Consider the following 20205-nt stretch of genomic DNA (forward strand, 5'->3'; position numbering starts at 1 on the left):
TATCAGGGTTTCTGAGGCACTGCGAAAGCAGTGCCTTTTTTGTTTTGTGCAGTCAATTTCCTCATTGAAGTCTATTTTCTAAAACGATGCCGTGAAGTTTGTCTCTTGATTGACAGGTAAGTCCAAACATTGACCATGTTGATTCTGTTTTTAGACGAGGATTTGCAAAATTTCATGCCTCCGCGTGAACTGAATGGATTGACAATTGTCGTATGGCTAAGGATACTCGCAGGCTATGCAATTTTGGCAAGAACACTTTAATGAGGCCACATGATAGAACTCAGAGACATACGCAAGTCCTATAAGCAAGGTGGGAATGAGATTCGCGCCCTTGATGGCGTCGATATCAGTATCGCAAAAGGCGAGTTTGTCGCCATCATGGGACCATCGGGCTCAGGTAAGTCGACGTTGTTGAACGTGCTCGGCGCGCTCGATAAGCCTGACTCCGGCACCTACCATCTCGAGAATGATGAAATCGCTAGCATGGACGATGATGCGTCTTCAGATTTGCGTAATCGGCGTATCGGTTTTGTGTTTCAATCCTTCCATCTCTTGCCACGTTTGACGGTCTTAGAGAATGTCCTTTTGCCGCAACGCTATGCGGCACAAGAAGATCCACAAGCGGAACAGCGCGCGAGAGAACTGCTTGAGCGGGTGGGTTTATCGCATCGAATTGATCATCTCCCCGGTGAGTTATCCGGTGGACAGTTGCAGCGAGCGGCGATTGTAAGAGCGCTATTGAATCAACCAGCTTTATTATTGGCCGATGAACCTACTGGCAATCTCGACTCTAAAAGCGCGACCGATGTGTTGGCTTTGCTAGCGGAATTGCATAGCAAAGGCCAGACCATGGTGTTGGTGACGCATGATCCTCATATCGCGGCGCAGGCACAACGCACCATCCATTTGAAAGATGGCAAAGTCGCGGAGGTGGCAGTATGAAGCGATCTCCAAAATCAGCACATTTGTCTGCGGTGATCTCTCCTATTGTGGGTATGAGTTTGCTGCTGGCGTCGACCTTCACTGGACAAGCCTTGGCGCAGGCCCAAGTTGAATCGAATGCAGCATCAAAAGCCGCTACAAATGTCGTCGCTAAGGATACCGTCGCGAGTGCGAAGGCTGATCCAAGTGGTAAGTTGTCGCGTGCGGTGTTGTTTGCAGGCGAGGTGCATGCCAGTGATTCGATTCCTATTCTTGTGCCCACCTCCAATGTTTCTCCAGTGGCACTTCGATATTATGTACCGGAGGGCGCTCGCGTGAAAGCGGGTGAGGTTGTTTTGCGAGTTGACGTCCAAGGTAATTCAGATATCGAAAGAATCGAGTTAGAAATCACTCAAGCTCGACAAACCAATGCGCGTGAAGTGGCAGACCTTGAGGTGCGCCAAATTGAGGCCGAGAAAGCCTTGATTACCGCACGGGCGGCTTTGGCGAAAGCGAAAGTCGATGCGGCATTACCGAAAGCGCAAATTGCGGCACTCGACTACGATAAGTACCAAGGTGAGTTAGATCGTGCTACCAAAGATCTAGAGGTTAAACAAAAGGCACTGGCGATTGCGAGTGAAGCGATTCAACGCAAGATCGAAGATGGCGTTTTGGCAGTAAAGAAATCAGAAATTCAACTGGCTTTTGCGAAAACACAGATTGCTCAAGCCGAGGTTCGTGCACCCAAGGATGGCGTTGTGATTCATGGATATGATTCATGGTCGGGAAAACGACTCGACGAAGGTGGCATGGGGCATATTGGTTCTTTGGCCGGTCACATCATGGGCAATGGGCAAATGAGTGTGGTTGCGTACGTGTTAGAAGCCGATCGCTTGTTCATCAAGACGGGGCAGGTCGTGACCGTTCGCTTCGATGCGATTCCTGGTCGTTTGGTGAAAGGCACGATAGGCAATATTGCTGGTGCGCCTGAAGCCAAAGCCACATGGGGCAATGGTCGTTATTTCAAAGCCGACATTACGCTGTCCGACACACAGGGCTTGTCGCTACAGCACGGCATGAGCGCGGCGATTGAAGCGATTGATCCTAGCGTCGCTGCGGCACGTAAGACCGTGAACAAAACGCCGCCCGCACAGCTTAATTTAGAAGGCGACGTTCTGTCGCGTCAATCGTATGCTGTCGCACCACCTTCGATTCAAAACGTGTGGGAGTTTAATTTGGTGATGCTGGCACCGGAAGGAACGCATGTCAAAGAAGGGCAACCGGTGGCGGTGTTCGAGGCGAATGAGGTTGGCACACGTTTAGATACTTTTCGTAGCTCGCTCAAAGAAAAACAGCGCGCGCTCGAAAAACTCAAGCTTGATCAAGCTGAAACATTGCGTGCAGCGGATTTAGCGGTCAGCGAGGCAAAAAGCAATTCAGAAAAGGCGGTACGTAAAGCCTCATTGCCGCGCGAGTTAGTGAAACGTGTTGACTACGATAAGTTGGTTGTTGAGCGCGAACTATTTGCCCAGTTAGCCCAACTCGCAGTGCGACAACGAGACGCTCAGAAACGCGCGAAAGAGCAAGAAATGTTGGGTATGAAAACGGAATTGGCGCAACTACAAAAGAAGATTGATGTACTTGAAAAAGGCTTGAAGGGTTTGACGGTCACGGCGCCGCGCGCTGGTACGGTGGTGCATTTAAGTAATTTCAATGGAGAGAAATTTGCCGTTGGAAGTCGTGTTTTCATGAGTTCTGCGATTGCCAATTTGGCGGACCCCGAGAAACTTTATGTGTCAGCGAAAGTACCAGAAGCACAAATATCCCTTATTGCGATGGGCCAAAAAGCCAAGGTGACAGTGCCGGGCGCGAACACGGTTGTGGCAGCGACGATCACGGCGATGGGCCCCGTCTTTCACGGTAAATCATCGAATCAACCGATCGTGGTGCGCGACATCGAATTGGAATTCGATGGCTTACCGAAAACCGTGAAACCGGGGACTGCAGTGCAAGTGCAGCTCGAAACTCATAAACCAGCGACCACTGCGACGACGAGTAGTGCTGTGAAGGGAGCAAAATAATGAAGCTGAATTGGAGTGTGGTGGTTCTTGCACTGTGTGGCCTGACGGCTTGCAGCTCGGGTTCAAATGAAGACTTGCTACCGGTAGAAAAAGTGAAGCAAGCGCCATGGCGCGAAGAATTAGTCGCAGAAGGAGAAATCAAAGCTGCAGCGAGCACATCTCTCAGTGTACCGGGAGAGGGATGGGATCAGCGTAATCTACTCACGATGGTACCCAACGGCAGTGTGGTTGAGAAAGGGCAAGTCATAGCGACTTTTGATGCGGCAGAATCGCGTATCGCTTTGTCACAAGCAGAGACTGACTTACTCCGTAAAGAATTGGGTGAGGCCGCCGTTTTGGCGCAAGCCAATTTGGGGCGCGCCGAATTGAACTCAGAAAGTTCGAAAGTTAAAACAGACTTGGATTTGAGTCAGCGCTATGCTAACGCTGATCTCAAGATTTTTGCTCAGAATAGTATTCTCGATAAATTGGTCGACATCGGATTCTTGACCGACAAACAGGGATATCTTGGTTGGAAAAAGGGACAACTGGGTTTGCGTCAAGATGCTGAGCAAGCAGTCATCAATTCGCAGAAAGAAAGTATCAATCTGAGGATCACCCAAAAACGCAAGAGCTTGCAGTCACTTCAATTAGTCGCACCGCATGCGGGTGTCTTTATCTTGAAGCCAAAATGGGATGGCAGCTTACCGCAAGTGGGAGGCCGTATGTGGGCCGGTGATGAATTCGGCTCTTTGCCCGACCTCGGGAAGCAAGTTGCACGTTTTTCTATCGCGGAGGGAGCCGCCTTTGGTCTGAAGGAAGGCCAAAAAGTGAAAGTGCGATTGGCGGGCACTGGCACTGAGTTGGATTTAAAAGTCAGCAAGGTAGGTAAGACTGCGAGTACCAAGAGTAAGGAATCCCCTGTTAAATATTCTGATTTTGAAGTTACGATCGATGAGCAATTGATAAAGCAACATCAACTCAAGCCAGGGCAAGCCGTGACCGCGAAGGTCGAATTATTGGAAATGCCGAACGTGATTTCAGTGCCGAATATCGCCTTGATACAAGAAGGGGCAGATTATTTTGCTTATGTCGGGAATGGCAGTAGCAGTAAAAAAAGAAAGTTGGAAGTTGGTTTGCGTGGCCCGATTCGCACTGAGATCAAAAGTGGCTTAAAAGTAGGGGAAGAACTTGTGTTAACCCCGCTCGCTAAAACCGAAGCGAAGGCCAATGATGCCGCTGCGGGAACGAAAAAAGACGCGTCAGCCAAAGAGAAGCAGAAAGAAGGTAAAGCATGAATCGCGCTCTCATTCAAGAAGCCGTCGTGGAGTTAAAGCGACGCAAACTACGAACCGGTCTCACATTGCTGGGAATGATTTTTGGTGTCGCGGCGATTGTGGCGATGCTGGCCGTCGGTGAGGGGAGTAAACGTGAAGCTTTGCGATTGGTAGCGGAACTGGGACTGAATAATGTCTTAGTCGAAAGCAAAGCGATTCCAACCGATAAATTGAAAGATATCCGAACCCGCTCGCTGGGACTTTCAGCAGCGGATGCGACGGCGGCAATGGCGGTCGTGCCGGGCGCACAGTCGGCTGCTTTAAAAAAGGAAATCAAAGTTGATCAATTGATTTATCAATCCAGCATCGTACAGGGTCGTGCTTTTGCAGTATCGAGCAGTTACGCTGAGCATGGTGGATTGTCGGTCACCAAAGGCCGTTGGTTTACGACTGAAGACGGCAACACCTTGGCGCCTGTGTGTGTGATTGGTGCGCGCTTGGCAAAGACACTGTTTGGTGATATCGATCCGGTTGGTGAACGGATCAAACTCAACCATACCTGGTTAGAAGTTGTCGGTGTTCTGGCTGATCGCAGTGCAGGGAAGAGCGAATTCGAAGGTATTAAGTTGGGGCTCGACGATGAACGTTTGTTCGTGCCTTGGGAAAGCGGTCGTGCCCGATTTTTCTTTAATCCTATCGAAGACGAAGTTGATGGGATTAGTTTGCAACTCGACGGAAAGGTAGCCCCCGATGCGGCCGCGCGCGTTTTGCAGACGCTGATTCAAGATCGTCATGCGGGTGCTGATGATACGAATTTGATCGTACCGATGGGCTTGTATCGGCAAAATCAGCAAACTCAAAAGATCTTCACGATTGTCATGAGTTCGATTGCGGCAGTGTCCTTGTTAGTTGGGGGGATTGGTATTATGAATATTATGCTCGCCAATGTTTTGGAGCGTCGCCGAGAGATCGGATTAAAACGTGCTTTGGGCGCACGTCGCCGTGATGTGGTTGATCAATTTTTAGCAGAGGCTTTGGTCATTGCAGTCAGTGGAGCATTATTGGGATTGGCACTGGGAGTCGTAGCGGCCTACAGTATTGCGACCCTGGCGGGTTGGTCAGTGGCATGGTCGCCTTTGAGTTTGTTTGTCGCAGTTGCAATGTGTGTCGCGGTTGGTTTGGTATTTGGCGTATTCCCAGCGAAGCAAGCTTCCTTATTAGATCCGATTGCGGCATTGCGCAGTGACGGATAGTTTTTTACTACAATTGTTTTCTCTTCGCCCACTGGTCTTTGGTCAGTGGGTTTTTTTTGACTTTGTTGTGATATCTGGCGATGAAACGACGAGAAGTTACGCGTTCCATAAGTTGATCGACCAACCCCGAATCTGATGAATACTTTGGTTCGTAGACGCCAAAGAGGTTTTTGCCTAAATCGATAAAAGCGCTCTCAGATCTAACCTTCCCGACTCCGAGGGTGGGCACCAAAAATAGTGGGTGTTTAGCGGAGTAGAGATGTTAAAGAGCGCATCGCTGATGCCATCATCATGACCTAACATACGGCGAAATTGTGCTTCAAAAGGATCGAAACTGGTGGCGAAGGCGGCAAACAACAAACCTGCTTGACCTTGATTCATCCATGGCATAGAACGTCGTAAGACAAAGGCTTCAGGGGTAAAGTCCTCTTGTGCGGTTCGTTTGACGTGGGCGCTTTCCGGCGCCTCTTCTAACTCTTCATTGTTTTCTCGACGGCGGCCGATGGTGTGATCACGCTGTTCTTGTGTCATCGCGTCAAATTCGGCAAATCGATGCTGCCATTGCTGCGTGACGACGAAACTGGAGCCTTGAAGTCCGACTGGCGCATCTTGCAGAAATGCTGTGGCGAGTGCGGCATCATCTTGTGGATTTTCTGTGCCATCTTCGTAGCCGGTTAAATCGCGTCCGTTTTGGTAGCAGAAGGTTGGTACCTGTGATGTCAATCTAAAACAAGGACTGAGTATCGTATTCAGTTCCCTTTGAAGAAGAAACAATTGACTCCGCTCGCTTGATCTCAACCAGCACCACAAATCCGCATTCGAATTGTGAGTACTGCGTGGGTTACTTGAACTCAGTGGAGCAGTGTCGTCTGTGATATCGAAGTTCTTGAGGCCAGGAATGGTCCGTTGTAAGTGCGTACATAAGTTCAAACTCAGCCCGACGACAATCTGCTCGCCATCGACAGACTCTGCAAGTCTTTTTAGACATAACTTAAGACTTGCAATATCGTACTCTGGGTTTAAGTCGAAGTAGAGATGCTCTGCGTGGGAGGGAATGGCAGCCAGTATGCCTGATTGATATCGCTTCATTGCTGGATGATTTACTTTGAAAAAATACGATCGAGGTCACCTGATTTACGTGCCTGTATCAGTGCGCGGTCTAATCTTTCGAGTAAGCTGCGGTCACCATGAGTGCTCATCGCGAAATGGGCGTCAATAACGTTGATCGGTTTCGGGACGATGCAAAAAATCTCAGTCTTTTTTTTGCGATATTCGTCAATATCGGCGGCATAGATTTGATTAAATTCTTTTTGCATTTCACGTAGATTGGTACGTGGATCATAGAGCAAAAAAGCATCCATGCGTTTTTGATGGAGTTTTGAAAAACGTCCCGCCAAGCTACTGGTATTGTATTCAGCGCGGAATAACACGTTGACTTGGTTATCGAATTCTTCTCCTGCACTTGAACCTTGAACAATCCCAATGGTTTTGCCCTTCAAGTCTTGTATATTGTTATACGTGATTTTGTCTTCGCAGCGACTCATCAACCAAATTTTGTCGGAATACACGGGTTCCGAAAAAATAAAGGACTGCATGCGCTCAGGGTTCTTATAAATGCCAAACACAAATCCTTCACCGTTCTCAGCATTGTGTAGTACACGTCGCCATGGGTAACGACGAATTTCGATTTTGAGTTTGGTTGCGTCTTCTAAGTAGTTGAAGAGTTGGATCATGTTCTTCGTTAAGGGAAGAACTTGGTCGCGGTCGCCACGCTGCTCCGCCATGAGCACAGTGAGCACCTGTGGAGCGGAGGTAGAGGTATTGGAATTTTGCAAACTGCTGCCATGTGCAAATTGCAATGGCAAAATGCACATGAGAAAAAGAGAGCTGAGCTTAATGATGTGGCGCACGTACAAAATAGGGATTTCCCTTGATCAACTAAATATGAGTAAGCTCATTTTAGCGGAATTTGACATGTAAATACGAATGCGCCTCCAGCATTTGCGATTTGTGTCACAAAGCTTCACGAATTGTTGTGTCGGTTCTAATTTTCTAGCGCAAAATGAATGCAACAGTCATGTAGTGCTCCCCCCCGATTTCGCTCATGCCTCGGTTGTATAGCGCTACAAAAGGCTTCGATTCGAGTATGTGCTGGCCGAAAGTGCTTTATGGCAGATTAGTAGGTATCAGCAGATTGATTTTTTTGCCATCTCCGAGCTGACCATCGATATTTCTGCCCCACACCCACAGACTGCCATTGGCCTTAATCGCGAGGCTGTGCGCACCACCAGCGGAGATATTTTTCCAGTCTTTGTCACTGCCGATTTGTAGCGGGCTAGCTGCGGTGCTGGTCGAATTGAGCCCGAGTTGACCGTCATTATTGGCTCCCCAAGACCACAAGCTTCCATCTGTTTTAAGTGCGAGCATATGTTTGTTACCGGCCGTTATACTGGCCCAATTGCTAGCAGTACCAACTTGACTTGGGTTGAGTCGATCGGAAAAAGCATCAATCCCCAACTGACCCGATTCATTCGCTCCCCAGCTAAAAAGAGCGCCGTCCGAACGAATCGCGGCGGAGAATGATGCACCTGCAGCGATGGCAACCCAGGTTGCACTACCAATTTGGATTGGTGCGGTAGCGCTGAGTGTAGGGCCAATGCCGAGCTGACCACTTCCGTTATCGCCCCAGCCCCACAGGCTTCCGTCGGAGCGACGGGCGATCGAGTGTGAGGCCCCAGCAGAGACGCTGGTCCACGTTTTAATGCTACCGATCTGCACGGGACTGACGCGGTCGATATTCGTTCCATCACCTAACTGATAATTGAAATTGCGGCCCCATGCCCACAAACTGCCGTCTTTCTTAATCCCGAGCGAATGCGATTTTCCAGCGGCAATCGCGATCCATGTATCGCTGCCAATTTTGGTTGGTGTATTTTTATCGACGAAGCTGCCATCGCCGATCTGGCCGTTTTGATTAAATCCCCAAGCCCATAAGGAACCATCTGCTTTTAAGGCGAGGCTATGAAATTCTCCCGCGCTGATGTTGCTCCATGTCGTCGCTGAACTCACGCTGGTAAAGCTTGCCTTGTCGATATTCGTGAGATCACCGACTTGTCCATTTCGGTTCAAACCCGTGCCAAGCAAACTGGTGTTGGTTTTAATGACTAGACTGTGATTACCTCCTGCGCTGACGACAGCATACTGTCCTTGTACCTGCACTTTAACGGTGCCTATGACCTTGCCCACGGTCGCCGTGATCGTTTCATTGCCAATCGCGGTACCGGTCACAATTCCTGTGGTACTGGTAATGGTGGCGAACTGATTGGTGCTTGACCAGGTTAAGTCTTTCGTAATCGCCGCGGATGTGCCGTCGGAGTACGTACCGGTTGCGGTCAGTGTGATCGTGGAGCCTATCGCCACCGTTGGTGTAGCTGGCGCAATCGTGATGCTGCTGAGGCTGACGGTGGGCGTGGTGGTCGTTGTTCCGGTGCTAGTGGATGCAGTACTGCCTTTGCCTCCGCAGCCGGACAGAAATAAAGTTAGGGCGAGACCGAGAACATGGAGAAGCTTCATAGCGATTTTTACCGACTTCGAGGAACAATGCTCAAGAGTGTAAACGGGTGCGGCCAAACTGATCGAAAGATTAAGGGGAATTTTGTCGAGGTATTGCATGATTTGATTTTTTCGCCATGTTTCATGCTAATGGGCGTAAAAATGGAAAAAGTGCCACATGCGGTAGGCGCGATCAATCGAACTGATCGCAATATCGGATCTGCCTGATCTGACCGATCTGACTGAGAGCGAAGTTAGTGGCGGTGCTGGTCAGCTTAAACTTTCTTCATATCAGCCTTAAAGTTGTTCGCGTTTTGCGACGTTTACGCCGTATGGGATGTAATGCAAGCAGTGGCACCGATGCGCCACTTGGCTTTCGATTTAGGATCAATAATGGCAACATTTAATTATCAGTACGAACTAATAAAACTTTATCTGGCTGCATTTGTGCGTGCTCCCGAGAAAAGCGGTCTTGATTATTGGCTTGCCCAGATCAATGGTGGGCGTTCTTTTGATGCCATTCTTGAAACAGTATTTAGTTTAGATATCGTCAAAGCGATTTATCCAACAGCGATGACGAACCAAGTTTTTGTGACCGCAATTTACGCCAATGTATTCGGCAAGGTGCCTGATGCGGAAGGCTTGGCCTATTGGGTTGGGCAATTAAACGGCGGATTGGGACGCGGTAAGTTGGTGATGGACATGATCAACGCTGGCTTGTCGACACCGGACGGTACGCCAGGCAAAGCATATATCGTGAATCGTTTGGCGGTATCGCAATATGCGGTGGATTTACAGAATGCGCAACAAACCGAATTTACACCGAGCTTTCTAAAAAACGTTTTGCAAACCGTCAATGCTGATACAAGTACAGTCGGTTCAGCGCAAAAGGCTCTTGATCCGAGTGTGACTGGCATCGGCATTGGTGCGCCAAGTAATGCATTGACTGTTCCAGCTGCGGCGAATGGTCTCAGTGCTGCTGAAATCAAAGCGGGTGTCAAAGTGACCATCGATTTGAAAGGTACCAATGCGATCGTTGGGCACATCGTTGAAATCCTGATTGACAACGCGCCATTCCCAGAGTCTGTGACTTACGTTCTCACTGCCGCCGATATTAAAGCGCAGTTTGCGACCCTGACGACACCGACCACTAGTGTGTGGGGTAGTGATGGCACGCATAGCTTGAGTGCCTATATTCGAAATACAGCAGGTGTGAAGGGCAATGTGGGTGGTGAGATTGCAGTAGTGGTGAATCAAATTGCGCCGTTTGCACCGCGTATTCCAGTTGACATTGCAGCCGCTACCGATGGCATCAACGCCGTTGAAAAGGCCGCCGGTGTGGCAGTCAAAGTGAATTTGACGGGCACCGGAGCTTTGGCCGGTGATACCGTCGAAGTACTGCTAGACGGTAAATCGTTTTCACCGACGGCTCTCAAAACGGTCACAGCGGCTGATCTTGATGCTGGCTTTGTCATGGCGACGATACCGAGCAATGCTGCGTGGGGCAGCGACGGCGAGAAAATTATTGCAGCACGCGTGATTGATCTTGCTGGCAATGTTGGCAGCATTGGTGGCGGCTTGGCGGTGCAGCTTGACCAGACGGCGCCTGCGGCTTTCAAAAATCTGTTAGCAATCGATGCCGCCGTGGGCGGGCTGAGCGTGGCAGAACGTTCGATCGACGTCATGGTGAAAGTTAACCTGACAGCCATGAGCTTGGCGACTGGCGATCAGATCGAACTTTTAATTGATGGTAAGCCTTTTGCAAATTCGACCCTGCATCAATTTTCACCCGAGGAGATCGCAGCGAAACTCGCGCTCGTCAGAATCAGCGGAGGCGATACGGCGTGGGGAAGTACGGACGGCATTCGTGTAATTACCGCACGTGTGATTGATGCCGCGGGCAATATCGGTGTGGCGGGCGGTGATTTGAAAGTGATGGTCGATAGTCAAGCGCCGGCGTCGCAAAATACCACGATTTCTGTCGCTGCTGCAGTCAACGGCGTGAGCGCAACAGAGCTTGCGGCGGGCGTTGATGTGGTGGTGAATTTAAACGGCTCGAACGCCCTTGCTGGGGATGTCGTCGTCTTGCTGTTGGATGGGCAGCCGATTGGAAGCGGTTTAAATGCCACGCTGACAGCGGCGCAAGTCTCGGCCAAGATCTTGAGTATTAAAGTTCCAAACGGCGCCTATTGGGGCGCGGATGGCACCAAAGTTTTCACGGCGTATATTCGTGATAGCGCCGGAAATGTTGGTGCGAATAGCAGTGATTTTAGTTTTGCTTTGGATACGAAGGCGCCAACTAAGCCAAGCGTGTTGCCCTTAGTTCCTGCCGCCGCATCGAATATTAATGCCAGCGAAAAGAGTGCTGGCGTGCAGGTGAAAGTGGATTTGGCAAGCACCGATGCTTTGGTGGGGGATAAGGTCGAAATCCTTTTAAATGGTGCGTCGATGACGACGCCTGTGTACCAAACCATCCAAGTTGCGGATTTACTCAATGGTTTTGTGATCGCAAGCATTCCGAGCGGCGCAGGATGGGGGGCCGACGGCAATAAGACGCTAGCGGCTCGTGTGATTGATGTGGCTGGCAATGTTGGCGCGATCAGCGATAACGTCGCGGTTGTTCTGGATACTATTGTAGCCAGCGGTCCCACCGCCATCCTACAAGTTGCTGCAAATAGCGGTGGCGGCCTGACGCCAATAGAACGTTCAGCGGGCGTCGTTGTCGTCGCCGACCTGACTGGAACCACGGCTCTCGCTGGCGAACAAATTGAAATTCTGATTGGTGGACAATCTTTTGCGACGCCGGTTATTAAAACTCTGACCGCTGCCGAAGTGGCAGCGAAATCGGTCAGTTTGACGATAGGCACCAATGATGGCTGGGGTGCCAGTGGCAGCAAGGATTTAACCGCACGTTTTATCGACGTCTCGGGTAATCAAGGTACGGCATCTGGCAAAGTGTCGGTGACTGTATTGGCCCCTAATCCCATTTCAAACCCATTGCAAATTCCGGTTGCAGTGGGGGGGATTAATCCGCTCGAGAAGGCGAGCACCATCGTGGTAAGCGCGAATCTCGCGGGCACGAATGTGCAAGCCGGTGATGCGATTGAACTTCTGATCGACAACAAGCCTTTTACCAATTCAACCTTGCACGTGATTAGTGCTAGTGAAATCGCCGCGGGCATTGCGAATTTGACGATTGCTGGTGGCGATCCTGCATGGGGCGCGGTTGATGGTGATCGTACGATTGCAGCGCGCATTATCGACACGGCGGGTAAAGTCGGGGTCAGTGGAGGCGCGTTAAAGGTGAGCCTCGACAGCGTCGGACCTCTATCAGAAAAAATTACCTTAACAGTACCGGCTGCGCTGAACGGTCTAAACGCCGCTGAGTTGGCGGCCGGTGTTAGTGTGAATGTGAGTTTGACCGGTACCAACGCTGTGGCTGGTGATATCGTCACTTTGTTATTGGGCTCGACTAATCCTGTGCCGATTGTTTCGGTGAATTTGAGTGCAGCACAAGTGACTGCGAAGAGTGCTGTGATCATTATCCCTGGTACAGTAAATTGGGGCGGTGACGGCAACAAGACCTTATCGGCTTACATCACTGACACGGCGGGGAATCAAGGCCTAACCGGTGGCGCCCTGAATGTCGTGGTTGATTCGATCGTACCGAATATGCCCAGCAATCCAGTTCAGGTTCCCGCCGCGACTAATGCGATTAACAGCGCAGAGAAGCAAGCCGGTGTCTCCGTGATCATTGATCTGACTGGCACGAACGCTGGTGCGGGTGACAAGGTCGAGGTTCTGCTTGGTGGAGTGCCGTTTAGTACGCCGATTCTGCAAAATCTTAGTGCCACCGATCTGAGCAATCGTAGCGTTACTGTCGTCATTCCGAATACCGCAGTGTGGGGCAGCGATGGCATTAAATTGTTGTCTGCACGCGTGATTGATACGACGGGCAATATAGGCCCTGCCAGTGTCGCGACAGCTGCTGAGATTGATTTTACGGCACCTGCCGCCTTTAAAGGGAGTATCCAGATCGACGCGGCGATCGGTGGCTTAAGTGCCGTTGAAAAAGCCAATGATGTGATGGTGACCGTCAATTTGACAGGCCAGAATGTCGTCTTGGGCGACAGCATCGAGCTACTCATCGATGGTCGGCCTTTTGCTGTTTCAACTTTACATGAAGTCACAGTCGATGAAGTCGCGAGCAAACTAGCGCAACTCAAAATTACTGCTGCCGATAGTGGTTGGGGACTCACTGATGGTTTGAAAGTGATCACCGCCCGGGTCATTGACGCAGCGGGGAATGTTGGTGTGGCCGGTGGCGATCTGAAAGTCACAGTGGATAGCCAAGCGCCGACTTCACAAAACGCCACGATCACTATTGCCGCTGCGGCGAATGGAGTGAGTGCGAGTGAATTAGCCGCTGGCGTTGATGTCACCATTAACTTGAATGGATCAAATGCGGTGGCGGGGGACGTCGTGACTTTACTACTCGATGGACAAGCTATCGGTACTGGCATTAGCGCGACCTTAAGCGCGGCACAGGTGTCGGCTAAGACCCTAACTTTGAAGATCCCCAATGGGGCGTATTGGGGCAGCGATGGCAGTAAAACGATCAGCGCCTTTATTCGCGATAGTGCAGGGAATGTCGGTGCTAGTAGCAATAATTTTACGGTTAATCTTGATACACAAGCACCAAGCAAACCAAGCGTGTTGCCGGTGATCGCGGCTGCAACGTCGAATATCAATGCGAGCGAAAAAACTGCCGGCGTCGTGATGAAAGTTGACTTGACGAGCACTGGTGGTTTGGCGGGTGACAAAGTCGAGATCGTTTTAAACGGTGCTTCGATGACGACACCAGTGCTACAAACCATACAAGTGGCGGATTTAATCAATGGCTATGTCAACGTCACTATTCCATCGGCTGCTGGTTGGGGCGCTGATGGAAGTAAAGTCTTCGCCGCGCGTGTTATCGACGTCGCCGGCAATGTTGGACCGATCAGCGATAGTGTGAGCGTGGTGCTGGACACGATTGCTCCGGCTGGGCCAACAGCAATCCTTCAAGTTGCGGCCAATAGCGGTGGTGGCTTGACACCGGCTGAACGCGCTGCCGGTGTGGTGGTTGTGGCCGACTTGACTGGAACCACGGCGGTGGCTGGCGAGCAGATTGAGATCCTGATTGGTGGCGTGTCGTTTGCCACACCGGTCATCAAGACGCTGAGTGCTGCGGAAGTACTCGCAAAATCGGTTAGTTTGACGATAGGAACCACGGATGGCTGGGGTGCTGGTGGTAGTAAAGATTTGACGGCGCGCTTTATCGATGCATCAGGTAATACCGGCACCGCTGCAGGCAAAGTATCGGTGATTGTTTTGTCACCTAATCCGATCGCAAGTCCTTTGCAAATTCCCGTTGCTGTTGGCGGCATTAATCCCACTGAGCGAGCCAACGCGATGGTGGTTACCGCGAGCTTGGCGGGCACCAATGTACAAGTAGGCGATGCGATTGAACTCACGATTGATGGAAAAAGTTTTACTAACTCGACGCTCCATATCATTAGCGCCGGTGAGATTGCAGCCGGTACAGCAAATTTAAGTATTACTGGCGGTGATTCCGCTTGGGGTGTCACCGACGGTGATCGAACAATCGCCGCGAGGATTGTCGACACGACCGGCAAAGTGGGCGTCAGTGGTGGCAGTCTCAAAGTGACCTTGGATAGCATTGCTCCCGCTTCGCAAAATGTGGTGTTGACCGCCCCGGCGGCTCTGAATGGATTGAATGCGTCTGAATTGGCTGCTGGCGTTGATGTCACAGTCAATTTGACGGGCACGAATGCGGTTGCTGGTGATGTGGTCACCCTGATGCTGGGTGGTGCAGGTTTTACGCCTATTGTGTCTGTGACCTTGAGTGCGGCGCAGATCACGGCGAAAAGTGCGGTTGTGACGATTCCAGGTTCAGTAAACTGGGGAGGTGACGGTAATAAGACTTTATCAGCCTACATTACCGATACTGCTGGAAACCAAGGCTTGCCGGGTGGCGCATTGAACGTTGTGGTTGATGCTTTGGTACCGAGTAGCCCAAGTAATCCCATTTTAATTCCCGCTGCGTTGAACAGCATCAACAGCACCGAAAAGCAAAGTGGTGTCACCGTTTTAATTGATTTGACGGGCACCAATGCTGCGAGTGGTGATCGGGTCGAAATTCTCATCGGTGGCGCGTCTTTTAGCACCCCAATTTTGCAAAGTATTACAACGACAGACATCAGCAATAATCTCGTCAACGCAGTGATACCGAGTACCGCAAATTGGGGCAGCGATGGCATTAAATTGATATCTGCTCGAATCGTTGATGTCACAGGTAATCTGGGGCCTGCAAGTGCAGCAGTCAGCGTCAATCTCGATACGGTTGCACCGAGCGGACCAGGCAGTTTGCTGCAAATTCCGGCAAATGCAGGAGGTGGCATTGGCCCAGCTGAACGCGCCGCTGGAGTCGTGGTGACGGTTGATTTGACCGGTACTACAGCAACGGTAGGTGACACCATCGAAATTTTGATCGGAGGAACTTCCTTCGCCACGCCGGTTTCGAAAGTCTTAAATCTGACCGATTTGGTCAATCGTAGCGTGAGCATGACGATAGGAACCAGCGATGGCTGGGGTGCGGATGGCAGTAAGATTTTGTCGGCACGATTTATTGATTCATCGGGCAATTTCGGCAGTGCAGGTGGGGCGGTGACAGTCACGCTCGATGGCACTCCTCCAGGCGCAACGCCGACGCCTTTGGTCGTCACGGCTGCAAGCAATGGACTCAGTGGCGTGGAAAAAAATGTAGGGGTCGATGTGCAAATCGATCTCAATTCGACTGGTGTGATTGCTGGCGATACGGTCAGTATTTTGCTCGATGGCCTACCGTTTAGTGTTCCAGTAACGCAAACGATTTCCGCGGCACAAGTGCTCGCCAAATCAGCGACGGTGACTATCCCCGGCAGTGCGGTGTGGGGCCCCGATGGGAATAAGGTGCTGACGGCAATCTTCACGGATGTCTTGGGTAATGTTGGCGCAGCGGGTGGTTCTTTGACGATTTCTTTGGATACTACGGCACCACTGTCCCCCAGCAACTCGGTTGCTATCGCTGCGGCGAGCAATGGCATTAATGCAGCAGAAAAAGCGGCAGGGGTTGCGGTGGTGGTTGATCTGACTGGAACCAGCGCTGTAGTGGGCGATCGCGCTGAAATCTTGATTGGCGGCGTGAGTTTTCCGACGGCGGTAATGCAAACGATAGGTGCGAGTGATGTCAGCAACGGCAGCATTTCTCTGATGATTCCGGCGAATGCAGTGTGGGGCAGTGACGGCAGTAAAATCATCTCGGCCCGCATCCTCGATTTCGCCGGAAATCCCGGTGCGCTTGGCGGCGCCATTTCTGTGAATCTTGATACCACAGCACCGAATCCGACGCCAACGGCTCTCAGCGTACCGGCTGCCTCCGGCGGTATCGATAACGCAGAAAAAGTTGCGGGTGTGGCGGTGAATGTCGACCTCACTGGAACCAATATTGTTGCGGGTGACCAAGTTGAGATTTTGATTGGTGGTGCATCGTTCACGATCCCTGTTTTACACACGGTGACGGCAGGCGAGGTTGCAGCCAAACTCGCGACCGCTACGATTCTTCAAACCAGTGGTTGGGGCAATGATAACGACAAGGTGTTTACCGCACGTTTCGTCGATGTCGCTGGTAACGTCAGTGCAGCGGGTGGCTCTTTGACTGTATCCATGCAAGACACCACGCCGCCGAATGCGCCGGTCAGCCAACTGTATGCCCCAGCTGCTGGTGGTGGCATCAGTCTCGCAGAGAAAAATGCAGGGATTACGGTGACCGGTTATATTGCTGGGACCTTGGCCGTTGCAGGCGACACAGCGACACTTCTGATCGATGGCAATGGCTTTGCCAGTGCAATCACACATGTGCTGACGGGTGCGGAAATTAGCGCCGGCAATTTTGATTTTACGGTGCCCAGCGGCGCCGGATGGGGGAGCGACGGTTCGCATGTTCTGTCCATGCACATCACCGACGTGGCAGGTAATGTCGGGAACGCTGGCGGTGCAGTTACGATCAATCTTGATACGGTCGCACCAACGGCGCCAAGTAACCCAGTTGCCGCTGCGGTGGCTACGAATGGCATCAATGCTGTCGAAAAAACAGCCGGCGTTGTCGCTACTGTGGATTTAACTGGCACGGGCGCTGTCTTGAGCGACAAGGTCGAGATTTTATTGGGAGGCAGTTCTTTTACGATTCCCGTCATTCACAGCATCACCGCGGGTGAGCTGGCTGCTGGTTTAGTGAATGTGACGATCGATGCGAACGCAGGTTGGGGCGCAGATGGCGTCAAAACAATTTCGGCGCGCGTGATCGACGTGGCGGGCAATGTTGGCGCTATCGGCGGTAGTCTGACGACCTCGATGGAAACCAGCATTCCAGCCGCAGCTGGACTACCTACCTTCAACGATAACGATAGTAACGGTTTGATCAATAATCTTGATACCTACGTGTTTTACATTAGCGAAGCAACCAATAAAGCGCTTGGCTTAGCGAATGTGCAGATCACTAATTCTCATTCGTTCGGTACTGGTGCGAGTGTGTCTTGGAGCTCTGACGGAACTCAGATGACCTTAACCCTAGGCACAGGTACCACGGTTGCAGTTGGTGACATTATCAGCTTGATCGGTGTCTCAGATTTGGCTGGTAATACCAATAGTTTGTCGTTCACGATCTAAAGTTTGAGGCCGCAGTTCTTGGTCGGTAGTATCAGGATTGCGGCCCCTTTATTCTTTGGATCTTTGGATGACTAGTCTTCGGTCATCCAGAAAAACACGGTTGTTAAGCGTTTCTCGCGCAACTCTTTACCGAAATATCCGGTGGCGCAATGAACCAAATTGGCTTTGTAGAGGATCATGCGATTGAATACGTTTTCGACTCGCATGTCTTCATACCAAGCCTGAATGGGTAAGGCTTTTACTTTCAAAGCATCGACCAAATTATTGTTGGGCGCTTCAACAATATTGCCGCCAATCGCGCCATTCGGGTAACGGAGGCGACAGAAACTCGTACCAGAATTCGGCGCCGGGTTGGGGCTCAGGTAAATCACACAGGCATAGCGACACAATTTACGGCTGTCGGTATGCGGATGAGGCGTGGTCTCGCCCGCTCCCACGAGCTGCGCCACATTGCAATCAAGGCGCAAGCCGCCCGGCGGCTGTTCTATCCATAGTTTGTCTTTGCCCACCAATTTTTTGACAATGGATTCCACATGCTCAAGTTCCTCAGCGTTGAGGGCTCCATGAAAACGCATACCCGGCCAGCTTTCTGGTTGATAGGGTTTGCCATACTCCCACTTTTCGCGCGAGAAGCAGCGCTCTGCAATCGCTTCTGGGTTGGGCAAGACATTATCGACGACCCAATAGTTCTTCCCATGCTCTAATTTTTCATAAGGCAGCTTGGGGGCAATCGCAGGGATCGCAGGAAGTACAACATGAGGACCGGGTAAAGGTAACATAGGATTTCAAAAACAATTTAGAACTATAAAAGGCGAATTGAATTCACGCAAAATCGAACGAGTAATCGATACGATGAACAGAAACTCATTCATTATTTGTGTTGAGACTTCACCACGCGACCATCTTTCATCACGAAAGCGACACTTTCTAAGGCCTTCACATCTTTCAATGGGTCGACTTTGACCGCGATCATATCGGCCGCAAATCCAGCTTCGAGACTACCGAGGCGTTGGCTTTGATTGAGCAATTCGGCGGCGCTGAGTGTTGCACTACGAATTGCCGCGAGCGGTGTCATTCCCGCTTCCACCATATAGCCAAATTCTTTGGCGTTGTCGCCGTGCGGGAACACACCAGCATCGGTACCAAAAGCGATTTTCACGCCGGCTTTGATTGCTCTTGCGAAAGTGGATTGTATGCGTGGGCCAATTGCCGCTGCTTTCGGTTGAACAAGAGGCGAATAGTAGTTGTCGATCTTGGCTTTGTCGGCCACGAAGCGTCCAGCGGAAATGGTTGGAACATACCATGCACCTTTTTGTTTGAATAAGGCTATCGCTTCGTCATCCATGTAAGTGCCGTGTTCGATGGAGTCGATGCCAGCACGCAAGGCGCGCTTAATCCCCTCGTTGCCATGCGCGTGAGCTGCCACACGGAATCCATAATCCTTGGCGGTGCTAACGATGGCTTGCAATTCTTCGTCACTAAATTGTGTATTGTCACCACTGGAAGCTTGGCTCAGAACACCAGCAGTGGCGGTGATTTTGATGAGGTCAGCGCCTTCTTGGTAACGACTGCGGATCGCTTCGCGCGCACTTTCTACGCCATTGACGACACCATCCTCAGGGCCTGGTTTGCCAAGTGCATTGCGCAGTTTGCGATTGTAGCCATTGCTGGGGTCCGCATGTCCACCTGTTGTCGCAATGGACTTACCCGCCGTGAACATGCGTGGTCCTTGCACATCGCCATTTTCGATGGCGCGCTTGAGAGAGATATTAAGTCCGTCGCTGGCACCGAGATCGCGTACGGATGTGAAGCCTGCCATCAATGTGCGCTCTGCATATTTGATTGAGCGAAACGCAATGTCTGCGCTGTCCAGTGTGAGAGTCGAACGAAATTGTTCGACTTGCGGCTTGGTTTCATCGCTCAAGTGAACATGCATATCGATCAGTCCCGGTAAGCAATGATAGCCACTCAAATCTACGCGCTGTTCGCCGGTGAGGGATTGCGATGGAACAATCGACTTAATTTGTTTGTTCTCGATCACTACACTCATTTTGTCGCGCCAAACACCCGCTTTTACATCTAATAGCTTGCCGCAATCCACCACGGTTTGTTGAGCAAAACTGGGTGCGCTGCAAAGTCCTAATGCGAGTAAAACAAAATGAGGGCGTAGTGTCATGCGATTCTCCTTGGGGTGAAGTGCGCTCGATTGTAGCGGTAAGGCTCTGTTTTCTCGGTGCTTTCTAAACCATATTTTTTATTCGTCGGTATTTTTGCCACAGTTCGCTTCGAGTTATCAATAATGACAAGCAAGTTTTTGAATTGACTAGTTTGTTTGTTACGAAAAATTGGCTATTCGACATGGAAACGAAGAAA

General features: G+C 50.8%; 10 protein-coding genes. 5 read left to right on the forward strand and 5 right to left on the reverse strand.

Annotated features, from left to right (window positions below; genetic code table 11):
• Positions 1-270: 270 nt before the first annotated feature.
• Genes RF679_RS05420 through RF679_RS05435 form a run of 4 tightly spaced genes read left to right on the forward strand, consistent with a single transcriptional unit; the run spans position 271 to position 5511 of the window.
• Positions 271-942 carry an ABC transporter ATP-binding protein gene (locus RF679_RS05420; RefSeq protein WP_309483197.1) on the forward strand — a complete coding sequence of 224 codons (672 nt, stop codon included), beginning with the start codon at positions 271-273 and terminating at the stop codon, positions 940-942.
• Positions 939-3002, forward strand: a complete 2064-nt coding sequence (locus RF679_RS05425) for an HlyD family secretion protein (RefSeq protein ID WP_309483198.1) — start codon at positions 939-941, stop codon at positions 3000-3002. Before RF679_RS05420 ends, RF679_RS05425 begins: the two co-directional genes overlap by 4 nt.
• On the forward strand, positions 3002-4279 hold the full coding sequence (locus RF679_RS05430) for an efflux RND transporter periplasmic adaptor subunit (RefSeq protein WP_309483199.1): 1278 nt from the start codon (positions 3002-3004) through the stop codon (positions 4277-4279). The genes RF679_RS05425 and RF679_RS05430 overlap by 1 nt, the downstream gene beginning before the upstream one ends.
• Positions 4276-5511, forward strand: a complete 1236-nt coding sequence (locus RF679_RS05435; protein WP_309483200.1) for an ABC transporter permease — start codon at positions 4276-4278, stop codon at positions 5509-5511. The genes RF679_RS05430 and RF679_RS05435 overlap by 4 nt, the downstream gene beginning before the upstream one ends.
• Before the next feature lie 174 nt (positions 5512-5685).
• Here the strand turns inward: RF679_RS05435 and RF679_RS05440 are convergent, their stop codons facing one another.
• From RF679_RS05440 to RF679_RS05450, 3 genes are all read right to left on the reverse strand, one after another.
• Positions 5686-6600 carry a Dyp-type peroxidase gene (locus RF679_RS05440; RefSeq protein WP_309483201.1) on the reverse strand — a complete coding sequence of 305 codons (915 nt, stop codon included), beginning with the start codon at positions 6598-6600 and terminating at the stop codon, positions 5686-5688.
• Between the two features lie 11 nt (positions 6601-6611).
• Positions 6612-7346, reverse strand: a complete 735-nt coding sequence (locus RF679_RS05445; protein WP_309483202.1) for a substrate-binding periplasmic protein — start codon at positions 7344-7346, stop codon at positions 6612-6614.
• 331 nt (positions 7347-7677) lie between these two features.
• Positions 7678-9084, reverse strand: a complete 1407-nt coding sequence (locus tag RF679_RS05450; RefSeq protein WP_309483203.1) for an RCC1 domain-containing protein — start codon at positions 9082-9084, stop codon at positions 7678-7680.
• Between the two features lie 372 nt (positions 9085-9456).
• Between RF679_RS05450 and RF679_RS05455 the strand changes: the two genes are divergently transcribed.
• Positions 9457-17832, forward strand: coding sequence for a DUF4214 domain-containing protein (locus RF679_RS05455; RefSeq protein WP_309483204.1), 8376 nt, complete (start codon positions 9457-9459; stop codon positions 17830-17832).
• Positions 17833-17903: 71 nt separating this feature from the next.
• Here the strand turns inward: RF679_RS05455 and RF679_RS05460 are convergent, their stop codons facing one another.
• Both RF679_RS05460 and RF679_RS05465 read right to left on the reverse strand, forming a co-directional pair.
• Complete coding sequence (locus RF679_RS05460; protein ID WP_309483205.1) at positions 17904-18611, reverse strand: DUF6445 family protein; 708 nt, start codon at positions 18609-18611, stop codon at positions 17904-17906.
• A 92-nt stretch (positions 18612-18703) separates the two neighbouring features.
• Positions 18704-20008: a metal-dependent hydrolase family protein gene (locus RF679_RS05465; protein ID WP_309483206.1), complete on the reverse strand. Its 1305-nt coding sequence runs from the start codon at positions 20006-20008 to the stop codon at positions 18704-18706.
• Between the last annotated feature and the right edge of the window lie 197 nt (positions 20009-20205).

Source organism: Undibacterium cyanobacteriorum, assembly GCF_031326225.1.
Classification (GTDB): Bacteria; Pseudomonadota; Gammaproteobacteria; order Burkholderiales; family Burkholderiaceae_D; genus Undibacterium; species Undibacterium cyanobacteriorum.

Coding starts and splice junctions, on each gene's coding strand:
- RF679_RS05460 (WP_309483205.1), bottom strand. CDS start 18,611: ATGTTACCTTTACCCGGTCCTCATGTTGTACTTCCTGCGATCCCTGCG.
- RF679_RS05465 (WP_309483206.1), bottom strand. CDS start 20,008: ATGACACTACGCCCTCATTTTGTTTTACTCGCATTAGGACTTTGCAGC.
- RF679_RS05440 (WP_309483201.1), bottom strand. CDS start 6,600: ATGAAGCGATATCAATCAGGCATACTGGCTGCCATTCCCTCCCACGCA.
- RF679_RS05450 (WP_309483203.1), bottom strand. CDS start 9,084: ATGAAGCTTCTCCATGTTCTCGGTCTCGCCCTAACTTTATTTCTGTCC.
- RF679_RS05430 (WP_309483199.1), top strand. CDS start 3,002: ATGAAGCTGAATTGGAGTGTGGTGGTTCTTGCACTGTGTGGCCTGACG.
- RF679_RS05435 (WP_309483200.1), top strand. CDS start 4,276: ATGAATCGCGCTCTCATTCAAGAAGCCGTCGTGGAGTTAAAGCGACGC.
- RF679_RS05455 (WP_309483204.1), top strand. CDS start 9,457: ATGGCAACATTTAATTATCAGTACGAACTAATAAAACTTTATCTGGCT.
- RF679_RS05420 (WP_309483197.1), top strand. CDS start 271: ATGATAGAACTCAGAGACATACGCAAGTCCTATAAGCAAGGTGGGAAT.
- RF679_RS05425 (WP_309483198.1), top strand. CDS start 939: ATGAAGCGATCTCCAAAATCAGCACATTTGTCTGCGGTGATCTCTCCT.